This window comes from Acidobacteriota bacterium, from assembly GCA_039028635.1.
Classification (GTDB): Bacteria; Acidobacteriota; Thermoanaerobaculia; order Multivoradales; family JBCCEF01; genus JBCCEF01.
In genome coordinates this window covers 59,959-81,233 of the sequence record JBCCHV010000022.1, presented here as the reverse complement: position 1 = coordinate 81,233, position 21,275 = coordinate 59,959, and the positions used below count along the sequence as shown (strand labels likewise).

The 21,275-nt window shown below is 68.5% G+C and carries 19 protein-coding genes; 16 read left to right on the top strand and 3 right to left on the bottom strand.

What is annotated here, in order from left to right; genetic code table 11:
• Positions 1-5 precede the first annotated feature (5 nt).
• The 8 genes from AAF604_11015 to AAF604_10980 all read left to right on the top strand — a co-directional run bounded on the left by AAF604_11015 (position 6) and on the right by AAF604_10980 (position 8,586).
• Positions 6-464: a hypothetical protein gene (locus AAF604_11015; protein MEM7050186.1), complete on the top strand. Its 459-nt coding sequence runs from the start codon at positions 6-8 to the stop codon at positions 462-464.
• 180 nt (positions 465-644) lie between these two features.
• Positions 645-2,045, top strand: coding sequence for a tRNA lysidine(34) synthetase TilS (gene tilS / locus AAF604_11010; protein ID MEM7050185.1), 1,401 nt, complete (start codon positions 645-647; stop codon positions 2,043-2,045).
• A gap of 91 nt (positions 2,046-2,136) precedes the next feature.
• Positions 2,137-4,128 carry an ATP-dependent zinc metalloprotease FtsH gene (gene ftsH, locus AAF604_11005; GenBank protein MEM7050184.1) on the top strand — a complete coding sequence of 664 codons (1,992 nt, stop codon included), beginning with the start codon at positions 2,137-2,139 and terminating at the stop codon, positions 4,126-4,128.
• A 7-nt stretch (positions 4,129-4,135) separates the two neighbouring features.
• A complete protein-coding gene (folP, locus tag AAF604_11000) occupies positions 4,136-5,026 on the top strand; it encodes a dihydropteroate synthase (protein ID MEM7050183.1) in 891 nt (296 codons plus the stop codon).
• Positions 5,020-5,805 carry a diadenylate cyclase CdaA gene (gene cdaA / locus AAF604_10995; GenBank protein ID MEM7050182.1) on the top strand — a complete coding sequence of 262 codons (786 nt, stop codon included), beginning with the start codon at positions 5,020-5,022 and terminating at the stop codon, positions 5,803-5,805. Before folP ends, cdaA begins: the two co-directional genes overlap by 7 nt.
• A complete protein-coding gene (locus tag AAF604_10990; protein MEM7050181.1) occupies positions 5,802-6,479 on the top strand; it encodes a CdaR family protein in 678 nt (225 codons plus the stop codon). The genes cdaA and AAF604_10990 overlap by 4 nt, the downstream gene beginning before the upstream one ends.
• Positions 6,476-7,843, top strand: coding sequence for a phosphoglucosamine mutase (glmM, locus tag AAF604_10985; GenBank protein ID MEM7050180.1), 1,368 nt, complete (start codon positions 6,476-6,478; stop codon positions 7,841-7,843). Before AAF604_10990 ends, glmM begins: the two co-directional genes overlap by 4 nt.
• A complete protein-coding gene (locus AAF604_10980) occupies positions 7,840-8,586 on the top strand; it encodes a pyridoxine 5'-phosphate synthase (GenBank protein MEM7050179.1) in 747 nt (248 codons plus the stop codon). The genes glmM and AAF604_10980 overlap by 4 nt, the downstream gene beginning before the upstream one ends.
• Before the next feature lie 15 nt (positions 8,587-8,601).
• On the opposite strand, the gene AAF604_10975 is transcribed toward AAF604_10980, so the two are convergent.
• Entirely contained in the window at positions 8,602-9,042 is a 441-nt protein-coding gene (locus AAF604_10975) for an SRPBCC family protein (GenBank protein MEM7050178.1), read from the bottom strand.
• Between the two features lie 134 nt (positions 9,043-9,176).
• On the opposite strand from AAF604_10975, the gene AAF604_10970 reads away from it, so the two are divergent.
• Positions 9,177-9,725: a hypothetical protein gene (locus AAF604_10970; protein MEM7050177.1), complete on the top strand. Its 549-nt coding sequence runs from the start codon at positions 9,177-9,179 to the stop codon at positions 9,723-9,725.
• An 8-nt stretch (positions 9,726-9,733) separates the two neighbouring features.
• Here the strand turns inward: AAF604_10970 and AAF604_10965 are convergent, their stop codons facing one another.
• Together AAF604_10965 and AAF604_10960 are read right to left on the bottom strand one after the other, a co-directional pair.
• On the bottom strand, positions 9,734-9,949 hold the full coding sequence (locus AAF604_10965; protein MEM7050176.1) for a hypothetical protein: 216 nt from the start codon (positions 9,947-9,949) through the stop codon (positions 9,734-9,736).
• A 6-nt stretch (positions 9,950-9,955) separates the two neighbouring features.
• Positions 9,956-11,323, bottom strand: coding sequence for a sigma-54 dependent transcriptional regulator (locus AAF604_10960; protein ID MEM7050175.1), 1,368 nt, complete (start codon positions 11,321-11,323; stop codon positions 9,956-9,958).
• A 135-nt stretch (positions 11,324-11,458) separates the two neighbouring features.
• On the opposite strand from AAF604_10960, the gene AAF604_10955 reads away from it, so the two are divergent.
• The 7 genes from AAF604_10955 (at position 11,459) to AAF604_10925 (ending at position 21,096) form a co-directional block, all read left to right on the top strand.
• A complete protein-coding gene (locus tag AAF604_10955; protein ID MEM7050174.1) occupies positions 11,459-13,642 on the top strand; it encodes an ATP-dependent RecD-like DNA helicase in 2,184 nt (727 codons plus the stop codon).
• A 179-nt stretch (positions 13,643-13,821) separates the two neighbouring features.
• Positions 13,822-14,097, top strand: coding sequence for a DUF2277 domain-containing protein (locus AAF604_10950; GenBank protein MEM7050173.1), 276 nt, complete (start codon positions 13,822-13,824; stop codon positions 14,095-14,097).
• A 10-nt stretch (positions 14,098-14,107) separates the two neighbouring features.
• A complete protein-coding gene (locus AAF604_10945; protein ID MEM7050172.1) occupies positions 14,108-14,683 on the top strand; it encodes an ECF-type sigma factor in 576 nt (191 codons plus the stop codon).
• Positions 14,680-17,397, top strand: coding sequence for a serine/threonine-protein kinase (locus AAF604_10940; protein MEM7050171.1), 2,718 nt, complete (start codon positions 14,680-14,682; stop codon positions 17,395-17,397). Before AAF604_10945 ends, AAF604_10940 begins: the two co-directional genes overlap by 4 nt.
• Before the next feature lie 4 nt (positions 17,398-17,401).
• On the top strand, positions 17,402-17,959 hold the full coding sequence (locus tag AAF604_10935) for a DinB family protein (protein MEM7050170.1): 558 nt from the start codon (positions 17,402-17,404) through the stop codon (positions 17,957-17,959).
• A 138-nt stretch (positions 17,960-18,097) separates the two neighbouring features.
• Positions 18,098-18,718 (top strand): ECF-type sigma factor, encoded by a 621-nt coding sequence (locus tag AAF604_10930; protein ID MEM7050169.1) that lies wholly within the window; start codon positions 18,098-18,100, stop codon positions 18,716-18,718.
• Positions 18,718-21,096 (top strand): serine/threonine-protein kinase, encoded by a 2,379-nt coding sequence (locus tag AAF604_10925; GenBank protein MEM7050168.1) that lies wholly within the window; start codon positions 18,718-18,720, stop codon positions 21,094-21,096. The genes AAF604_10930 and AAF604_10925 overlap by 1 nt, the downstream gene beginning before the upstream one ends.
• The last annotated feature ends 179 nt before the right edge of the window (positions 21,097-21,275 follow it).

Below are 21,275 nucleotides of genomic sequence, written 5' to 3'. Positions count from 1 at the left end.
ACGACATGAACCGCATCCTCACTTGCTTGGTCGTCGCTGCTGTCGCAGCGTTCTCGCCCAGCCTCGTGTCCTCGCAGGAGCCTGCCGACCACAAAGCGTGGTACGCCAACGTCGACACGGAAGGTGCCGACGTCTTGATCGTTGGTCTGAGCCACAACGGCCAACCACGCTCCGAGCACATGATCCCCGACGGGGAATACGCCACGCTGAGGTTCAAGCCAGGCGGCCCCGTCATTGGCATTCGAGCCTCGATCATCGGAACGCGAGGCGATTCTGCAGAGCTGGACATCTTCGAGATGGACGGGCTACTCGCACACCAGGCCAGAGAAGGCCAGTTCATCGAGAGGCTTCACCTCGAGAAGGGTGAACGCACGGTCCAACTCTCCGACCAGGTCATCAGACTGACGGGACCGGAGAACGTGATCGGCCTCAGGCTGGTCGCCGCCAAGTTCGCGACTCGCTGAATCGCCACAGCTTTAATCCCGCCAAGTGCCCCGCCGCAGGAAGTGCGGCACCAGCCTGGCGCCCCCCATGACCAGGTAGGGAACGCCGTCCTCGGTGACGCCGCCGCAAAGTGTGTCTCGAGACACCGAAGTTGTTAGGTTCCTGGGACTTGGGCTCAGGGCAGGCGGTAGGCTGTCGCTATGCCCACACCCTCGGTCGAGCTGACGACCTTTCTCCCTTCCCGCTTGGGTCCCCTTGACGATCAGCCCTTGGTGGTGGCTTTCTCGGGCGGGGTGGATTCGCTAGCGCTTTTGCTGGTGGCGCGGGATGTGGCGGGGGTTCGGTTGGTGGCGGCGCATTTGGATCATGGGCTGGTGGCGGGATCGGCGGAGCGGGCGCGGCGGGCCAGGCGGCTGGCCGAGGAACTGGGAGTGGAGTGGGTAGCGGAGCGGCGAGCGGTGGCGCTGGGCGATTCGGGTGCGGAGGCGGCGGCGCGGCGGGTGCGGTATGAGTTCTTGGTGGAGGTGGCGCGGCGCCTGGGGAGCCGGGCAGTGCTGACCGGACACCACCTCGAAGATCAGGCGGAGACGGTGGCGCTGCGGCTGCTACAAGGCTCCGGTCTCGAAGGCCTGGCGGCGATGGCGACGGAGCGGGAGCTGGCGCCGGGGGTCCTGCTACTGCGACCACTACTCGACCGATCGCGAGCGCAACTCGGGGCGCTGGTGGCGGCTCACGGGCTGCGGCCGATCGAGGATCCGAGCAACCGCGATCTGCAGCTGGAGCGCAATTTCGTGCGCCACCGGCTGTTGCCCCATCTCCAGGCGCGTCAACGGGAGGACCCTCGAGCCGACCCTCCGCCCCACAACCTGCGAGACCGCCTGGTCGGCGTGTCGCTAGCGGCGCGACGAGTGCGCTCGCGGCTCGATGCGGTGCTGGCGCGCGACGCTCCGCTCGATGACGACGGGACCCTCGCCCTGGCCGACCTCGAGGCCCTGCCGCCAGGCCTTCGGCCATTCGCGCTGGCCCGCCTGCACCGTGCCGCCGGCAGGCCCTATCCGCCGTCGCGGCGAGCTCAGGGAGAGCTGACCCGACAGCTCGATCGGCGCCGCGCAAGACCGGTGAGCTGCGACTGTGGCGATGGCTGGCGCTGGCGGCAGCGCGGGGAGCGCCTCGCCGTGCAGCGGCCGGAGCCAAAAACGGCCCGTTTCACGTATACTCTGACAGCCCCCGGAGAAGTCGAAATCGACGAGCTGGGAGCGCGATTTCGCTTGACGCGGGGCACCGTCGAATCATGGATGTTTCAGGGTGCCCCGAATCGCGCCGGGCTGGCACTGCCGATCGAGCCCGGAGACATCGTGACGGTGCGCAACCGCCGCTCCGGAGATCGGCTGCAGCCCCTGGGCTCTTCCGGGCGCCGCAAACTGAAAGACCTATTGATCGACCGGCAAGTCCCTCGCCATGACCGCGACCGCATCCCACTCCTCTGCCTCGGCGAGGACAGCCGCCAAATCGCCTGGGTACCCGGCGTCACGATGGACGACCGCTTCCGAATCGGAGACCAGAGGATCGTCTGGATAGCCGAGCTGGAGCCTGCCCGATGAGGATCCCGTCCGCGCGGATGGAATCTGCAGCTCCCTTCAGCCGTTTCGTTCCCTAGACGAGAACGAAGACGCTCCTCGAGAGGACTAGCCCTTGAACCAAACTCTACGCACCCTGTTCCTCTGGATGGCCATCCTGCTGGTGGTCATGATGCTCTGGAACCTGCTCAATTTCGGCGCTGCCAAACCCCACGAGCTGACCTTCTCGGAGTTCCAGTCGGAGATCGAGCAGGGCAACGTCAAGAGTGTCCTGATCAAGGACAAGGAACGGATCGAAGGCAAGTTCCGCGGTGGCAATCGCTACCAGGAGGACGACCCCTTCACCCTCGATCTTCCCTTCGAGTCGGACTCCGGCTTCACCACCGAGCTGCGCGAGAAGGGCATCGAGATCGACAGCAAGAAGACCGCCCAGAACCCCCTCTACACCTTCTTCATCGCCTGGGGTCCGGTGTTGCTGCTGATCGGTCTGTGGATCTTCTTCATGCGTCAGATGCAGAGCGGCGGCAACAAGGCCTTGTCCTTCGGGAAGAGCCGCGCCAAGCCGCTGAGCGTCTCCGGCAAGAAGGTGACCTTCAAGGACGTCGCCGGCGTCGAGGAAGCCAAGGAGGAGCTCTCCGAGATCGTCGAGTTCCTCAAGGAGCCGCAGAAGTTCCAGAAGCTCGGCGGCCGCATTCCCAAGGGCGTGCTGTTGATGGGCCCGCCGGGAACCGGCAAGACCCTCCTCGCCCGCGCCATCGCCGGTGAGGCCAGCGTGCCCTTCTTCTCGATCTCCGGCTCGGACTTCGTGGAGATGTTCGTCGGCGTCGGCGCGAGCCGCGTGCGCGACCTCTTCGAGCAGGGCAAGAAGAACGCCCCGTGCATCATCTTCATCGATGAGATCGACGCCGTCGGCCGCCACCGCGGCGCCGGCCTCGGCGGCGGCCACGACGAGCGCGAGCAGACCCTCAACCAGTTGCTGGTGGAGATGGACGGCTTCGAGTCCAACGAGGGCGTCATCCTGATCGCCGCCACCAACCGACCGGACGTCCTCGACCCGGCCTTGCTGCGCCCGGGCCGCTTCGATCGCCGCGTGGTGGTCGACCGGCCGGACATCAACGGCCGCCTCGGCATCCTCAAGGTCCACACCCGCAACATCCCGCTGTCGGACGACATCGATCTGGCGGTGATCGCCCGCGGCACCCCTGGCTTCGCCGGCGCCGATCTCGCCAACCTGGTCAACGAGTCGGCCCTGATCGCCGCCCGCCGTGGCAAGAAGGCGGTCGAGATGGAGGACTTCGAGTTCGCCAAGGACAAGGTGTTGATGGGCGTCGAGCGCAAGACCCTGATGCTCACCGACGACGAGAAGCGGGTCACCGCCTACCACGAGGCGGGCCACGCCCTGGTGGCGGCCTTCACCCAGGAGGCGGACCCGCTGCACAAGGTGACGATCATTCCGCGCGGCCGGGCCCTCGGCCTCACCATGCAGTTGCCGACGGAAGACAAGTACACCTACAAGAAGACCTACGTCGAGACCCAGATCGCCATCCTGATGGGCGGCCGAGTGGCCGAAGAGCTCACCCAGGACGACATCACCACCGGTGCCGGCAACGACATCGAGCGCGCCACCGACATGGCCCGCCGGATGGTCTGCGAGTGGGGCATGTCGTCTCTCGGGCCGCTCGCCTTCGGCAGCAAGGAAGAGCCCGTCTTCATCGGCCGCGAGGTCGCCCAGCAGGCCGACTACAGCCAGGACACGGCGGTGCGAATCGACCGCGAGGTCGCGACCATCGTCGACACCGGCTACCAGAAGGCCCACGAGATCCTGACTAAGTACCGGGACGTCTTGGAGCGCCTCTCCCTCGCTCTCCTCGACCAGGAGTCGATCGACGGCAAGTACGTCTACGACACCATCGAGGAGATGACCGGCCAGGACGTTCGGCCGACGATTCCGCAGCCGGTGCTCGAAGTCGCCGCTAGCGAGGCCACGGAGCCGGTCGCCGAGGCGACGCCGGCCGCGGCCACCGAAGCAGCCTCCCCGGGCGACGGCGATGTGGGCGAGCCGACCGAGGAGGCGGTCGAGCCCGCGGGCTCCCCCAGCGAAGGCTGATCCGTCCTTGAAGACCGCCGCCCTTTCCCCTCGCCTCCGCCTGCCGGGCGGACGTGTCCTCGGTCTGGGCGGCCCTCCCCGCGTCATGGCGGTGCTCAATCTGACGCCCGACTCGTTCAGCGACGGCGGTCTGTGGCTCGATCCCGAGCGCGCCGTCGACCACGCCCACGCCATGCTCGAAGCCGGTGCCGACCTGCTCGACTTGGGGGCCGAGTCGACCCGCCCCGGCGGCGGCGTCTACGGCGAGGGCGCCGCCACCGTGCCGCCGGAGGAGGAGAAGGAGCGCCTGCTGCCGGTGCTGCGCGCTCTGCGCCGGGCCACCGAGGCCCCGCTCTCCGTCGACACCCGCAAGGGCGCGGTGGCAGAGGCGGCCCTCGCCGAGGGCGCCGATCTGATCAACGACATCAGCGCCCTGGGCGATCCCGTCCTCGGCCGCGCCGTCGCCGCCGCCGGCTGCCCGCTGGTGCTGATGCACAGCCGCGGCGAGATCTCCTCCATGCAGCGCGAGATCGCCTTCGACGACCTGCTGCAGGAGATCGGCGACGAGCTCGCCAGCGCCAAGGCCCGCGCCCGCGCCGCCGGCGTCGACGAGGACCAGATCGTCCTCGATCCCGGCATCGGCTTCGGCAAGACCTACCGCCAGAACCTCGAGATCCTGCATCACCTGCCGCGCTTCCACGCCATCGGCAGCCCCCTGCTGGTGGGGGCGAGTCGCAAGAGCTTCCTGGGGCACCTCACCGGCCGGCCGGCCGCCGAGCGTCAGCCCGAGAGTCTGGCGGCGGCGGCCTGGGCAGCGGCCGGTGGCGCCGCCCTGCTGCGAGTGCACGATGTCGACGAGACGGTGCGCTTCCTGACCGCCTGGCAGGCCATCGCCGAGCCCACGGAGGCATCGTGCTGAGCGACTTCCTCGGGCTGGTGACGGTGCGCGACCTGATCGATGTCCTGGCCGTCGCCATCGTCATCTACAACCTGCTGCTGCTGGTGCGCGGCACGCGGGCCGCCCAGACCCTTCTCGGCATCGTGTTCGTCGGCCTGGTCTATGTGGTGGCGCGGCTGGCCCGCCTGGAGACCCTCCAGGAGATTCTCGAAAGCCTGCTGCTGCTGCTGCCGGTAGCCACCGTCATCCTGTTTCAGCACGAGATTCGCCACGCCCTCGCCAACTTCGGCCGCAACCCGCTGTGGGGCCTCGCCAAGCAGGAGAAGGTGGAGTCGACCTTTCACGAGATCGTGCTGGCCGCGACCACCCTGTCGGCCCGCGGTACCGGCGGTTTGATCGTCGTCGAGCGCCTCGAGGGCCTGCGCACCTTCATCGAGAACGGCGTCAGCCTCGACGCCGAGGTCTCCTACAACCTGCTGATCAACCTGTTCAGCCCGGACACGCCGCTGCACGACGGCGCCGTCGTCATTCAGGACGACCGCATCGCCGCCGCCGCCTGTTTCCTGCCCCTAACCTTCAGCCCGGAGGTCTCGAGCGACCTCGGCACGCGCCACCGGGCGGCCCTCGGCATCAGCGAGGAGACCGACGCCGTGGCGGTCGTGATCTCCGAGGAGACGGGCACCATCTCGATCGCCTTCGAGGGCGAGCTGACCCGCGATCTCGACTCGAAGGGACTGCGCAACACCCTTTACAAGCTCCTGATCACGGACCTCTATCCGCAGGGCGGAGGCACCGAATGAGCGAACGGGCACAGACCTGGGGGCTGCGTATCCTGGCCCTCGCCCTGGCCATCGGCCTGTGGTTCACCATCTCCCTCGACGAGCGCGAGGCGCGGGGGCAGAAGGTGGTCGATGCGCAGGTTGTGTTCAACAACCCCCTCGACTTGGTGATCTTCGATCCGGGGGTTCGGATCTCGATCATCCTGAGCGGTCCCGATACGCTGATCAGCGAGCTCGACGAGCGCCAGGTGAGGGTGCGGCTGGATCTGTCCGAGGAATCGCCGGGCGTCGCCAGCATCAACCTGACGCCGGATGACGTGTCGATGCCGGACGGCTTCCAGATCGTCGCCATCACCCCCAGCCAGGTGCAGCTCGAGGTCGACCAGAAACAAACCCTCAACCTGCCCATCGAGCCGGTGTTCGTGGGCGAGCCGGCGGCCGGCGCCCTGCTCGGCGACTATCGCGTCATCCCGTCGCAGATCCTGGTGGAGGGCCCGCGCTCGCGCCTCGAGCGCATCACCGCCCTGGCCACCCAGCCGATCGATTTGAACGGCCACGCCCTCGACTTCGAGGCCAATACGTCGGTGGTGAGCCCAGACCCTTTGATTCAAATGATGCAGTCTTCTCAGATCGTGGTCTACGTCCCCCTCGAGGTCACCCAGCCGGAGACGACGCCACCGGGAGCTTCGCCATGAGCCAGAACCGACTCTTCGGGACCGACGGTGTGCGCGCGCCTTTCGGCCAGTATCCCCTCGACAAACCCACCGTCTGCGCCCTCGGCCGCGCCCTCGGCGAGCAGCTCGGGGCCGGTTCGCGGGTGGTCCTCGGGGGCGATACCCGCGACAGCTCTCCGACCCTCGCCCGCTGGCTGGCCTCGGGCCTCGCCGGCCAGCAGGTGGCGGCGCAATCGGCCGGCGTGTTGCCGACGCCGGGCATCGCTTTCCTGACCCGACAGACCGGGGCCACCGCCGGCATCGCCCTGTCGGCGAGCCACAACCCCTACCCGGACAACGGCATCAAGCTGATCGACGGGGCGGGGTTCAAGTGGAGCGAAGAGGCCGAGCGCGAGCTCGAGGGGCGCCTCGCAAATTCGTCCGGCGAGCTAACCCCGGACTCCCGACTGCCGCCGGTGAGCGAGCTCGAGCGCCTCGACCCGAGCCCTTACCGCGCTTCTCTGCTCGCCTCCCTCGGCAATGAAAGGCCTCTCGCCGGCCTCCGGCTGGTGCTCGACACCGGCCACGGCGCGGCCTCGGAGCTCGCTGGTCCGCTGTTCGTCGAGCTCGGCGCCAAAGTCGAGGTGATCGCCGACCAGCCCGATGGCCAGAACATCAATCGCGGCTACGGCTCGACCCATCCGGAAGCCCTCGCGGCGCGCATCCGGGAGACCGGCGCCGACCTCGGCTTCGCCTTCGACGGCGACGCCGACCGCGCCATCCTGGTCGATGACCACGGTGTGGTGCGAGACGGCGACGCCATCCTCTACCTGTGGGCCCGACACCTGGTGCAGCAGCAACGCCTGTCGGGGCGCGCGATCGTCGTCACCTCGATGAGCAATCTCGGCCTCGAGCGCGCTTTGCGCGCCCTCGACGTCACGGTCCTACGCTGCGGCGTCGGCGACCGCGAGGTGGTGGCGACACTGCGCCGTAACGGCCTGGTGCTGGGGGGCGAGCAATCGGGACACATCGTTCATCTCGATCTCGCCACCACCGGCGACGGCCTGCTCACCGCCCTGCAGACGGCCGCCCTGGTGCGCCATGCAGAGCGGCCCGTCAGTGAGCAACTCGCCGCCTTCGAGCGCTATCCCCAGGTCCTGCAGAACGTCACCGTCGCCCACAAGCCGGACCTCGGCAGCCTGCCGACGGTGGCCGCCGCCGCCCGCGCCGCTGAGGATCAGCTCGGCCAGGATGGCCGGCTGGTGCTGCGCTACAGCGGCACCGAGCCGCTGGCGCGAATCATGATCGAGGGACCGGACCAGAACACCATCGAAGAGCTCGCCGGCAACATCGCCGAAGCGATCAATGGCGCCATCGGCGCGGTCCGATTGGAGACCAGACCGTGAGTGACGACCGCGCCGTGCAGCTATCGGTCAATGTCGACCACGTCGCCACCCTGCGGCAGGCTCGCCGGGCGGTCTACCCGGATCCGGTCGAAGCCGCCGGCGACGCCGAAGCCGCCGGTGCCGCCGGCATCACCGTCCACCTGCGCGGCGATCGTCGCCACATCCAAGACGACGACGTCGCCGCTCTCGTGCGCACCGTCCAGGGCAAGCTCAACCTCGAGATCGCCGCCGAGGAAGAGATGATCGCCCTCGCCCTCGACTGGCAACCGGGACAGGTCACTCTGGTACCGGAGCGACCGGACGAGGTGACCACCGAAGGCGGCCTCGACCTGGCGTCCCAAGGCGACCGGGTGGCTGCCGCGATCGAGCGCCTGGCCGCCGGCGGCATCGCCGTGTCCCTCTTCCTGGACCCCGACCCGGCGCAGGTCGAGCGCCTCGCCGCGCTGGTCGCCGCCGGCGCGCCGGCAGCCGGCTTCGAAATCAACACCGACGCCTACACCAAGGACCCGTCGGCGGCAAACCTGCGCGCCGTCGAAGAGACCGCTGCCGCCGGCGCCGCTGCCGGCCTCGAGGTCTACGCCGGTCATGGGCTGACCACCGCCAACGTCGGTGCCATCGCCGCCATTCCGGCCGTCGAAGAGCTCAACATCGGCCACTGGCTGATCTCACGCTCGGTCCGCCTCGGCCTCGGCGAGGCGGTGCGGGAGATGCTGTCGGCGATGGCGGCAGGCGCCCAGCCCTGACGGCCGTTTGGTCGATCAGGCGTCGCGCTCGCAGAAGGCCTTGACGGCGTCCATGTCCTCGCCCACGGCCTTCTTGATCATGCCGCTGATCAGCGGGTTCATCAGCTTGGACAATAAGCGGTAGGCCCGCGCCTCCATGGTCAGCGTCAGAACGCTGCCGGCGCCTTCCGGCTTGACGGTGAAGAGCGAGTCCCACACCGTGCCGTGGCTATCGGCCACCAGCCGCACCCGCTGATCGGGCTCGTACTCGGTGACCTCGAGCTCGGTGGTGGCTTCGCGGCCTTTCATCAAGCGGGTCTCGCGAAAACGCGTCCCGACGCCCTCCCGAACCTCCGACAGCATCTCGACCTTGGTGATGTGCGGTATGGCCTCCGAGAACTGCTCGATATGGGCCACCGCCTGAAAAACCGTCGCCGGCGCAGCCGCGATCGAACGGCGAATGGTGATCGTCGCCATGACTCTCCCCCCTCGATGATGGATCGAACCTTCTGTTCAAACGATCCCTAGAGGATATCCCGCCGCCCCTCGACCCCGTAACGCCGCGGCCCGGGCCTCCGCCCAAGACAGCAACGATTCCAAGGAGGCCCTCCATGCGACACCCCAGCCTGACTCGCGCACTCGCCACCGCAGCCCTCTTGCTGGCCTGTCTCCCGGCCGGCGCCCAGCGCTTCTCGGAAGAGAATCCACCGTCCACCTGCGGCAAGAACTTGCTCGCGGGAATCACCTGCTCGGGACGGTACTGCGACAACCTCGCCCTCCGCTGTGGCTCGCGGAGCTACGACCTCTACGACATCGAGTGGAGCCGCCGGTTCGTTTCGGAGGAGGGGGAAGGAACGGCGAGCTGTCATGTCTCGAACCCCTTCGAGCGCGGCGACTTGCCGCATGGCGAGCCCGCCTTCATCACCGGCCTGGCGTGCAATGGTCGCTACTGCGACAACCTCGCCCTCGAATGCGTCGCTCTACGGGACGCCTTCCCGCGCTCCTACGGCGGCAGGGACTGTCGCTGGACGCCCTGGGTCTCGGAGGAGACGCCGAGCGTCCGCTTCCCGAGCAACCATGGCGCCATCCGAATGCAGTGCCGCGGCCGCTACTGCGACGACAAGCGCTTCTTCGTCTGCCCCATCCAACGTCGCCGGTAGCGGACGGGCTAGCGTTCGATCTCGATCGCCAGCGGCGAGGCCTCTTCGGGCTCTTTGTTGATCAGCACCGTGTCGCCGATGGGGAGCAGCACCCGGTGGGTGCGATCGCCGAAGGAGACGTTGACCTCGTAGTAACCCAGGGTGTGAATCTGCAGCAGGGTGCCGGGGCTGCCCTTGAGGCCCATCTGGGGGTTGTGGATCAGGACTTCCGACGGTAGTTCCATGGCTCTCTAGTCCTCCGCGTAGCCCTGTTCTTTGTAGTCCTTCAGCTTGCGTTGCAGGGTGCGCAAGCCAATGTCCAGAAGATCCGCCGCCTTGGCGCGATGGCCGCCGGTGCGCTGCAGGGTCTCCAAGATCGCCTGGCGCTCGATCTCGGCCATCGTCCGCGGATTGGCGTTGACCGGCTGCACCGGCGCGCCGGCCGACGACACGGTGGCCGTGTCGCGCATCTCGACCGGGAGATCTTGCAGACTGATCTCTTCACCCTGGTGGAAGACGACGATCGACTCCACCCGGTTGCGCAGCTCACGAACGTTGCCCGGCCACGGGAAGCGGGTGAACACCTCGAGGGCCTCCGGGCTCAGCACTTTGGGCTCCTTGCCCTGTTCTTCGCAGTACTGCTTGAGGAAGTGGTCGGCGAGCAGCGGAATGTCGCTCGGGCGCTGGCGCAGCGCCGGGATCTCCAGCGTCACCACCTTGAGGCGGTAGTAGAGGTCTTCGCGGAATCGTCCCTCCTCGACCTCCTGCTCGAGGTCGCGGTTGGTGGCCGCCACCAGGCGAAAATCGACATCGAGGACTTCTGCCCCGCCGACCCGCATGATCTGGCGCTCTTCGAGCACCCGCAGCAGCTTGACCTGCAGCTCCGGGTAGAGCTCGCTGATCTCGTCGAGAAACAGCGTGCCCTGGTGAGCGAGCTCGAACTTGCCGATCTTGCGCGACACGGCTCCGGTGAAGGCACCCTTTTCGTGGCCGAAGAGCTCACTCTCCAGGATGTCCGAGGGAATGGCGCCGCAGTTGATCGCCAAGAAGCGCTCGGCGCGCCGCGGGCTGCCCTGGTGCAGCGCGTTGGCGACCAGCTCCTTGCCGGTACCGCTGTCGCCGGTGATCAACACGCTGGCGCGGGTCGGCGCCACCATGCGCATCTTCTCGAACAGCGCCTCCATCTCCGGCGAATGGCCGATGATGCTCTCGAAGCCGTAGCGCTTGTCGAGCTGTAGGCGCAGACTGTCGACTTCCTCGCGCAGACGCTCCTTTTCGACCAGGTTGGCCACTCGGGTGCGCAGCTCGTAGAGGTCGACCGGCTTGGTGAGGTAGTCGTCGGCCCCCACCCGCATCGCCTCGACGGCCGAATCGATACTGCCGAAGGCGGTCACCAGCATCACCGCCAGGGGGTGTTTTTGCTCGCGCACCGCCTCGAGAAAACCCAGCCCGTCCATTCCCGGCATGCGCAGATCGGTCACCACCACTTGGGCTCGCTGAGGGTCGTCCTCGAGCACTTTGAGGGCATTGCGCGCATCGTCGAAGGTGCGTACTTCGTAGCCCGCCTTCTCGAGGGCGATGGCCATCGACTCGCGCGAGCCGGTCTCGTCGTCAATCACAAAAACAGAGGGTTTCCGAGCCATAGGCGGCCATTTTGGCACACGTCCGGGAAGGCGTCGAGGGTAAGATTGGCCCCGGTCGCGCGGCCCGGCGGCGCCCTCCCGAGAAAGCTCCGGGCAGCGGCGGAAATCCCCATGAACGAAGCCCTCAGCCATCTCGAAGGCACCCTCGAACGGGTGGTCTACTCGAATCCCGAGAACGCCTGGAGCGTGGTTCGCCTGGTCGGCGAAGACGGCGAGGAAAGCACCGCCGTCGGCAACCTGCTGGGGGTCCAGCCGGGCGAGAGCCTGCGCCTCGAGGGACGCTGGATCGAGGATCCCAAGTTCGGGCGCCAGTTCAAGGTCTCGTCCTACCTCACCCTCACCCCCAACACCCTCACCGGCCTGCGCAAGTACCTCGGCTCGGGCCTGATTCCGGGCATCGGCAAGGTGATGGCGAAGCGGCTGGTGGATCACTTCGGCCTCGACACCCTGGACGTCATCGAAAACCACCCGGAACGACTCGGCGAAGTCTCCGGCATTGGCACCACCCGACGACTCAAGATCCGCGAGTCCTGGATCGAGCAGCGAGATATCAAGGACTTGATGATCTTTCTGCAGTCCCACGAGGTCGCGACGCACCATGCGGTGAAGATCTACAAGGCCTATGGCAAGGACGCCATGGGCATCGTGCGGCAAGACCCCTACCGCCTGTCGGCGGAGGTCTGGGGCATCGGTTTTCGCAGTGCCGACCGCATCGCCAGCGCCCTCGGGCTGCCCGCCGATTCCCCACAGCGCGCCCGCGCCGGGCTGCTCCATCTGCTCTCCGAAGCGGCCGACAAGGGGCACGTCTATCGCCCCCAGGGCCAGCTCCTCGACGCCGGGATCGAGCTGCTGGCGATCGACGAAGCGCGCCTCGCCGAGGCCCTGGAGGCACTGCGCCAGGCTGGCGAGGTGGTGGTGGAAGAGCGTCGCGATGGCGAGCTGGCGGTGTTCCTCAAGATCCTGCACTTCGCCGAGTCGGGTCTCGCCGAGCGCCTGCGGGCGGTGCTCGAGGCCGAGGCCGGTGGCCCCGAGATCGACGTCGACCGGGCCCTCGACTGGTTTGCCGCCGGCGAGGCGATCGACCTCGCGCCGCAGCAACGGGAGGCCATCCGCCGGGGCTTGACCCGCAAGGTGCTGGTGATCACCGGCGGCCCGGGCACCGGCAAGACCACTCTGATCCGCGGCATCGTGCGAATTCTGGCCGCCAAGAAACGCCGCATCTTGCTCGCCGCCCCCACCGGTCGCGCCGCCAAGCGCCTCGCCGAAGCCACCGGCCGCGAAGCCCGCACCATCCACCGCCTGCTCGAGTTCAATCCCCAGAGCATGAGCTTCGATCGCGGGCCGGAGAATCCGCTCAGCACCGACCTGTTGATCGTCGACGAGGCCTCGATGCTCGACACCCACCTCGCCTACAGCCTGATCAAGGCGCTGCCGGAGCGCGCCCGCCTGGTGCTGGTGGGCGACGTCGACCAGCTACCGTCCGTCGGCCCCGGCAAGGTGCTCGCCGACTGCATCGCCTCCGGCGCCGTCGATGTGGTGCGCCTGACGGAGATCTTCCGCCAGGCGGAGCGCAGCCTGATCGTGGTCAACGCCCACCGCGTCAATGCCGGCGACATGCCGATTCTCGAAACGCCGCGGCCCGACGCCGACGGCCGCCTGGCCGACTTCTTCTTCATCGAGCGCAGCGATCCCCAAGAGCTCATCAACACCCTGGCTCACCTGGTGGCGCAGCGCATTCCGAAGAGCTTCGGCTTCGATCCGGTCGAGGAGGTCCAGGTGCTGACCCCGATGAACCGGGGACCGCTCGGCACCGAGAACCTCAACAATGCGCTGCGCCAGCGCCTCAACCCGCAGGGGGACGAAGTGAGCCGCGCCGGCCGCGTCTTCCGGGTCGGCGACAAGGTGATGCAGATCCGCAACAACTACGACCTCGACGTCTTCAATGGCGACCTCGGTCGGGTGCAGGCGATCGACGAGGAGAACCGCAAGGTCGCCATCACCTTCGACGGCCGACCGGTGGCCCACGACTTCGCCAGCCTCGACGAGCTCGCCCCGGCCTACGCCTGCTCGATCCACAAGTCGCAGGGCAGCGAGTACCCCTGTGTCGTGCTGCCGATCAGCAACCAGCACTACATCATGCTGCAGCGCAACCTGCTCTACACCGCCCTCACCCGCGCCAAGAAGCTCGCCGTGCTGGTCGGCGAGACCCGCGCCCTCGGGGTGGCGGTGCGCAACGGCAATCTGCAGGACCGCTTCACCCGCCTGGCGGAGCGGCTGGCGTCTCGGCCGAGTTGAAGGCGCCCCTAGGCCACCTCCTCCGGCGCGACTCGTGCCGCTCAGGCTCCGCTCCCCTCCCATGGCGGGTTCTGCAACCGCTTTGCATAGCTGTTCGATGACGGGGCCGAATCACCGTCTCTCGAATCTTGACGCCCTGGTCGACGGTCGCTACCTTGAAGCCGAGGAGGATTCCCAACATGTGTCGCAACATTCGCCCGCTGTTCAACTTCGATCCGCCGGTGACGGACGACGAGCTGCACGCCGCGGCGCTGCAGTTCGTGCGCAAGATCAGCGGCTTCAGCAAGCCCTCGAAGATCAACCAGGAAGCCTTCGATGAGGCCGTCGAGGAGATCTCCGGAGTCGCCGCGCGGCTGATGAGCCGGCTCGAAACGCGCGCCCCGAAGCGCAACCGCGAGGTCGAGATCGCCAAGGCCCGGGCGCGCGCCGCCAAGCGCTTCGCCGACCGCGTTTAGGGCTCGAGCCATGGAAAGTCGGCAGGAGGTCACCACTCTGCTGCGCGCCTACGGTCGCGGCGACCGCGAAGCCTTCGACCGGCTGATGCCGCTGGTCTACCAGGACCTGCGACGCATCGCCCATGGCCACCTACGCCGCGGTCCCCTCGGTCAGACCCTCCAGACCACCGGCCTGGTACACGAGGCCTACCTCAAGCTGATCGATCCGTCCGGCCTCGAGGTCAAGGACCGCGGTCACTTCCTGGCCCTGGCGGCACGCGCCATGCGCCAGGTGGTGATCCAGATCGCGCGCCGCAAAGGGGCCGCCAAGCGCGGCGGTGGCGAGCGACCTCTGCCCCTCGACGAGGAGCGCCTCGGCGCCCTCGCCCTCGACGGCGGCAGCGCTCGCCTGCTCACCCTGGACGCCGCCCTCGAGCGCCTCGCGGAGCGGGACCAACGCCTCGCCCGGGTGGTCGAGTGTCGCTTCTTCGCCGGCCTCTCGGAGCAGGAGACGGCGGAAGCCCTGGGGGTCTCTCTGCGCACCGCCCAGCGGATCTGGATGCGCGCCCGCGCCTGGCTGAAGGAAGAGCTGGGCGACGCGGCGTGAGCTCTCCCTCGGACCCCTCGGGGGGCCCCCCGCCGCCGGACCGCTGGCAGCGAGCCGACGACCTGCTCGACGGCGCTCTCGACCTCGCCCCCGACCAGCGCGCCGCCTACCTCGCCCGCGAATGTGGCGACGATGGCGACCTGCGAGCCCTCGTCGAGCGCCTGCTGCGCGCCGCCGAATCGGAGAGCGCCCTCGATCCGGCGGGCGAAGCCCTGGCCCTCACCCTGGCCGCGGAAGACCCTGCTCCGGGAACCGAGATCGGGCGCTATCGGCTGGTGCGGGAGATCGGCCGCGGCGGCATGGCGGTGGTCTACCTCGCCGAGCGCGCCGACGGCGAGTTCGAGCACCGCGTCGCCCTCAAGCTGATCCGCAGTGGGCTGTTTGGCGAGGACAGCATCCGGCGTTTCCAGCGCGAGCGCCAGATCCTCGCCCATCTGCGCCACCCGGCCATCGCCCAGCTCTTCGACGGCGGCACCACGGCGGAGGGCCGCCCCTATTTCGTGATGGAGCACGTCGCCGGCGAGCCGATCGACCAGTACTGCCACCGCCGAGATCTTCCAGTGGCCGATCGCCTGCGTCTCTTCATCGCCGCCGCCGGGGCCGTCGACCATGCCCACCGCAATCTGGTGGTACATCGCGATCTCAAGCCCTCGAATCTGCTGGTCACCGCCACCGGCGAACCCAAGCTGCTCGACTTCGGCATCGCCAGCTTGCTCGCCCACCGGGGCTCGGCGGCCCTCACCCGCACCCGCAGCGGCGCCATGACTCCGGCCTACGCCAGCCCCGAGCAGGTGCGCGGCGAGTCTTTGACGACCTCGTCCGACATCTACCAGCTCGGCCTGCTGCTCTATCAGGTGCTCACCGGCGACTTGCCCTACCGTCCCACCGACGACTCGCCGTCGGCGATCGCCAAGGCGATTCGCGACGATCCGCCGCGGCGGCCCTCGGGCGCTGCCTCCCAGCCCCGCGACCCGACCGTGCGGCGGCGCCTGCGGGGCGACCTCGACAACATCGTCCTCAAAGCGCTGAGCAAGCAACCGGAGCGGCGCTACGACTCCGTCGCCCGGCTGATCGAAGACCTCGAGCACCACCTTGCCGGTCGGCCAGTTTCGGCGCAGCCGGCGACCTGGACCTATCGCGCCCGGAAGTTTCTAGGTCGCCATCTGGCCGCCAGCCTGGCGACCTTCGGCGTGATCCTCCTGTTGCTCGCCACCGCCACCCTCTACACCCTCGGCCTGGCGCGCGAGCGCGATCGTGCCCAGCGCGCCGCCGAGCAGGCGCGGCAGGTGGCGTCGTTTCTCACCGAGCTGTTCGAGGATGCCGCTCCCACTCGCGCCCGCGGCGAGCAGGTCACCGCCCGCGAGCTGCTCGATCGCGGCGCCTCGTGGATCGAACGCGAGCTCGATGGCGAGCCCGCCCTACAGAGCGAGATGCTCACCCGACTGGGCCAGGTCTACTGCGACCTGGCACTTTTCGGCGAAGCCGGACTCTTGCTCGAGCAGGCGGTCGCGCTGCGCCGCGGTGGCGAGCCACTGCCGCTCGCCGATTCCCTCGTCGCCCTCGCCGAGGTCCGCCTCGAAAGCGGCGACCCGGCCGCCGCGCAACCGCTCTTCGAGCAAGCCCTCGAGCTGCGTGAGGCCGAGCTCGGGGACGAAGACATCAGCCTGGCGCCCCCCCTCGATGGCCTCGGTCGTAGCCTCACCGCCCGGGGAGAGTTCCCGGCGGCACGGCGGGCCCTCGAACGTGCCCTCGCCATTCAGCGCATCCGCCTCGGACCGCGTCATCGCCAGGTGGCCTTCACCTTCCACCACCTCGGCCTGCTGGCCTGGCAGCGCCACGACTACGAGACTGCCGAAGGCCTCTATCAGGCCGCCTGGAGCATCCTCGAAGACGACCCCGACCGCGACGACCCGCGCCGCCTCCGGGTGCAGGCCGATCTCGCCGACGGCCTGACCCAGATCGGCGAAACGGAGGAGGCACGGCGCCACTACGAGAGCGCCCTTCCCAAGCTCGAGCGCACCTTCGGCGAAAACCATCCGGAGGTCGCCATCCACCTCAGCCGCTTCGCCTCCCTGCTCGAGGACGAGGCGAGCTACACCGAGTCGCTCCGCACCCATCGTCGCGCCCTCGCCCGGTTGCGGCGCAGCCTCGGGCCGGATCATCCGGAGCTCGCCGAGGGCCTCAACCGGACCGCCCTCGCGGCGCGCCGCGCCGGTGAGCTCGAAGCGGCACGCCGTGATCTCGAAGAAGGGGTCGGCATCTTCGAGCGCAACTTCGGCCCGCTCTACCCGCGCACCGCTCTGTTGCTCGCCAGCCTGGCCCAGATCGACCAGGCGGTGGGCGACGCCGATGGCGCCATCGAGCGCTACCGCCGGGTGGTCGAGATCCGTCAGCAGGCCCTCGGCCTCGACAATCCCGCCCTGATGGTCCCGCTGGTGCGCCTTGGCCGGCTCCTCCTCGACAGCGGCGAAGCCGCCCAGGCGGAGCCCTTCCTGCGGCAGGCCCGAGACTTGGGCCACCGCCTGTCGCCGGACGACGTTCACGGTATCCTGATGCCGCAGATCGCCCTCGCTCGCTGCCTCGGAGAGCTCGGCCGTCATCAGGAAGGCACCGCCCTCCTCGCCAATCTCGAGCCGCTGCCGCAGGATCTCCATCCGGAAGTTCTGCGACGTCATCGGCGAGCCGTCGAAAGCCTCAAAAGTCAACGACCCTGACCCCATGTTCGAGATCACCACCCCCACCGACCGCGAGACGCTGGCCGCCGGCCTCGGCAGGCTGCAGGCGGAGATCCACCAGCACTTCTCGGACCTTCCCCTGGAGACCTTCTTCGCTCCCCAGGGCGAGTTCTGGTCGCCGGAGGGGCACCTCCGCCATCTCAACAAATCGGTGCGCGCCGTCGGCCAGGGGATGGCGATTCCCAAGCTTCTCCTGCGCCTGCGATTCGGCGCTTCGCAGGGTGGCTCTCGGCCCTTCGAAGCGGTGCGCGAGCAATACCTCGCCGCCCTCGCCGACGGTTCTGCCCAAGCGGGCTCCTTCGCACCATCGGCCCACACCCCGGACCTGACGCCGGCGGCCTGGAAGGCGCAGATCCTGGGTTTCTGGCAAAAGGGCAGCAACGAGCTGCTGCACCAGCTCGAGCGCTGGCGCGACCCGGCCCTCGACCGCTGCCTCCTGCCGCATCCCATCCTCGGCAAGCTGACGGTGCGCGAGATGCTCTTCTTCACCCTCTACCACAACGCCCACCACGCCCGCCGAGTGGTCGAGCGCAGCGGGTAGCGTCCCAGGCGGGCCGCCACGACCGGGGCCACCCCAACCCCCGAGCCAGCTGCCGGCCCCGATGGGGCATGGGCCAACGGGAGAGCCCATGCAATAATTCAAGGAAATTTAGATTTCTACATTCCGAAAGGAATCCGAATGAGTCCGGAGAGTCGTCCTCCGAGTTCGACTCACGGTCGCGCCCCAGGCAGGGACTCCCGCCCGGGAAGCGTCACGGCCATCCTGCGGCGTCACGGCCGCGGCGAAGAGCAAGCCCTCGGCGAAGCCCTGAGCGCCGTTTACCGTGACCTCCACCGCATGGCCCACCGCTGCCTGGCCAGCGAGCCACCCACCGCCACCTTCGACCCAGCCACCCTCGCCCACGAGGCGATGCTTCGGCTGTTGAACCAAGATCGCGCTCGCTGGCACAACCGCGGCCACCTGTTCGCCATCGCCACCCGCATCATGCGCCGCATCCTGGTCGATCGGGCGCGGGCGCGCCGGACCGACAAGAGAAAAGCCACCGTCACCACCCTCGATCCGGCCCGCCACGGCGGCAGCCCCCGAAGCCTCGAGATCCTCGCCCTCGACGACGCCCTGACGGACCTCGCCCGGCACGATCCTCAGCTCTCCCAGCTCATCGAGCTGCGCTTCTTCGCCGGCCTGAACAACCAGGAGATCGCGCACCTCCAAGGGGTCACCCCGATGACCGTGATTCGGCGCTGGCGCCTGGCCCGCGCCTGGCTGCAGCGTGCTCTCGGCACCGGGAGCGCCACCTAGTGGATGCCGACCGCTGGTCGGAGCTCGAGAAGCTCTTCCATCAGGCGGTCGATCTCACCACCGCGGAGCGGCGCGATCTTCTCGCGGCGCAGCGCGCCGCCGATCCGGAGCTCAGCGATCTCTTGGCCGAGCTGCTGGCCGCAGCGGCCGAGTCACCCTCGGGCTGGGACGGCCTCGACCTCGGTCCGCCCGCCGGATCACAGCCGGCGCCGCTACCCGAGGTCCCGGGATACTCCGACCTCGTCCTCGAAGGCCATGGCGGCATGGCGAGCGTTTATCGCGGTCGGCGCGAGGAGCAGCTCTTCGCCGGTCAGCAAGTCGCCATCAAGGTTCTCCACGCCCACCGCCTCGACCCCTATGGCCGGCGCCGCTTCGCCGTCGAGCGCCGCCTCCTCGCCAGCCTCGACCATCCCTACATCGTGCGCTTGCTCGATGGCGGCGAGCTCGCCGACGGTCGGCCCTTTCTGGTGATGGAGTACGTCTCGGGCCAACCCCTCGACGTCTACTGCCGGCAGCACCGGCTCGCGATCACGGACCGCCTGCGTCTGATCCAGCAGCTCTGTCGAGCGCTGCAGCACGCCCATCAGAACCTCGTCGTGCATCGCGATCTCAAGCCCTCGAACGTGCTCGTCGACCAAGGCGGCAATCTTCGGCTCCTCGACTTCGGCATCGCCAAGCTGCTCGGCGACGACGTCACCGCCACCGCCAGCTACCTGGTTCCCATGACCCCGGCCTTCGCCAGCCCGGAACAGCTCGCCGGGCAGACCGTCACCGTCGCCAGCGACATCTACTCCGCCGGGCTGCTGCTCTTCCTGCTGTTGACCGGCGAGGTGCCGCGAGCCACCGCCGATGATCGCGATCCGCCCCGGCCGTCGTCCCTGGTCGCCGGCAAGGCGACCGTCGCAGCCGAGCGACAGTCGAGCTCCAAGCAAATCGTCCGGCGCCTACGGGGCGATCTCGATCAGATCGCCTCCAAGGCCCTGCGCTGGGAGCCGGGCCGGCGATTCGCCTCGGCCCAGGCCTTGGCCGACGACCTCGAGCGTCATCTTCAGGACCGCCCGATCCGGGCCCGGCGCGGCAGCAAGCGCTATCGAGCCCAGCGCTTCGTGAAACGCCACCGAGTCGTGCTGAGCGTCGTCGGCCTCGCCCTGGCCTCGCTCATCCTGGCCATTGCCGCCGGCATTCAGTCCTGGCGCTTGGCGGAGCAAGGACAAGAGACTCTGACCCTCATCGAGCAGCTCGCCGAGCCTGCGGAAGAGCGCTTGATGCCCTCCGGACGCCTGGCGGAGGCCATTACCGGCATACAACGGCTCGACCAGCCGCTGGAGTCCAAGCTCGTCCTCCTGAACCTGGTGAGCCAGCTCAACCTCCCCGAGGAACAGCTTCTCCAGCGCAGCCTCGATCTCTTCGGTGGCCATCTCACAGAAGCCGCCAACGGTAGATCCGAAGCCGAGCTCGGCCTGCTGATCGGCGAGATGATGTTCGCGGCCGGTCACTACGAGTCCGCCGAGAAAATGATCGCCGCGGCGCGCGGCGCCGCCGAAGGATCCTTCGACCGGCAAGACGTCGAGCTCTCCCGCTTCCTCGAAAGTCACGGCCGGGCGCTGGCCGAGCTCGAGCTCTACGCCGAGGCCACCGAGGCCCTCGAGCGCGGCCGCCTCCTGCTCAGCCAAGGCTCCGGTGACTTTTCAGAGCGCGCCAAGCTCGAGATTCAGCTCTCGACCCTGTACTACCTCTGGGCGCGGTTCGATCGCGCGGTCGAAGCCGCGCGCCGCGCCCTGAGGCTCGTCGAACGAGTGCCCGACGCCGATCCGGGCCTGCGAGCATCGATCCTCAAGGCCCTCGCCGTCGCCTTGATCGAGGTCGAGCCATCGGACCCTGCCGGAGAAGCCGAAGCCAGCGCCCGCGAAGGGCTGCGCCTGAACCAGAAACACTTCGGCCGCGGCCATCTCGAGACCATCCACGCGCGCCACAACCTGGCCACGGTGCTGGTCCGCAGCCGCGGCCCGGCGGTCGCCATCCCCTTGGCCGAGGAAAATCTCGCACTGGCGGAAGCGGAGCTCGGCTCTGACCATCCCCGCATCTCCTATCTCGCCCTCGGCCTCGCCAGCGGGTACCAAGACGTCGGACGCCCCGCGGACTGTATCCCCTTGGCACAGCGCGCCTTCGAGCTGCGCGCGGCGAGTCTGCCGGCCGGCAACTGGCTGACGGCCGTCAGCCGCCTGCGTCTCGGGAGCTGCCTGGCGGAGATCGGAAGAACCACCGAGGCGCGCCGCCACCTCGAAGCCGCCCTCTGGGACCTCGAGCGCACCGCGGTCGAAGACGACCACTTCCTGCAACAGGCTCGTCGCGAGCTCTCCGCCCTGCCGTCTACCTGAACAGTTTCCCGCTGCGCAGAAACTCGATGTTGCTCATCCGGCTGTCTTCTCGCGTTCTCTGACAGCCCCCGATCCGGCCAACCCGACAGCGCCCGGATGCGCGCCCGAGAGGGATGCTCGCTTCCGGCAAGGGCCAGGCCCGTCGCAAAGCCTCGGGGGCGTCGTCCCGAGGCGATGGC

Coding starts and splice junctions, on each gene's coding strand:
- AAF604_11015 (MEM7050186.1), top strand. CDS start 6: ATGAACCGCATCCTCACTTGCTTGGTCGTCGCTGCTGTCGCAGCGTTC.
- tilS (MEM7050185.1), top strand. CDS start 645: ATGCCCACACCCTCGGTCGAGCTGACGACCTTTCTCCCTTCCCGCTTG.
- AAF604_10990 (MEM7050181.1), top strand. CDS start 5,802: ATGAGCGAACGGGCACAGACCTGGGGGCTGCGTATCCTGGCCCTCGCC.
- glmM (MEM7050180.1), top strand. CDS start 6,476: ATGAGCCAGAACCGACTCTTCGGGACCGACGGTGTGCGCGCGCCTTTC.
- AAF604_10975 (MEM7050178.1), bottom strand. CDS start 9,042: ATGGCGACGATCACCATTCGCCGTTCGATCGCGGCTGCGCCGGCGACG.
- AAF604_10970 (MEM7050177.1), top strand. CDS start 9,177: ATGCGACACCCCAGCCTGACTCGCGCACTCGCCACCGCAGCCCTCTTG.
- AAF604_10965 (MEM7050176.1), bottom strand. CDS start 9,949: ATGGAACTACCGTCGGAAGTCCTGATCCACAACCCCCAGATGGGCCTC.
- AAF604_10955 (MEM7050174.1), top strand. CDS start 11,459: ATGAACGAAGCCCTCAGCCATCTCGAAGGCACCCTCGAACGGGTGGTC.
- AAF604_10950 (MEM7050173.1), top strand. CDS start 13,822: ATGTGTCGCAACATTCGCCCGCTGTTCAACTTCGATCCGCCGGTGACG.
- AAF604_10945 (MEM7050172.1), top strand. CDS start 14,108: ATGGAAAGTCGGCAGGAGGTCACCACTCTGCTGCGCGCCTACGGTCGC.
- AAF604_10935 (MEM7050170.1), top strand. CDS start 17,402: ATGTTCGAGATCACCACCCCCACCGACCGCGAGACGCTGGCCGCCGGC.
- AAF604_10930 (MEM7050169.1), top strand. CDS start 18,098: ATGAGTCCGGAGAGTCGTCCTCCGAGTTCGACTCACGGTCGCGCCCCA.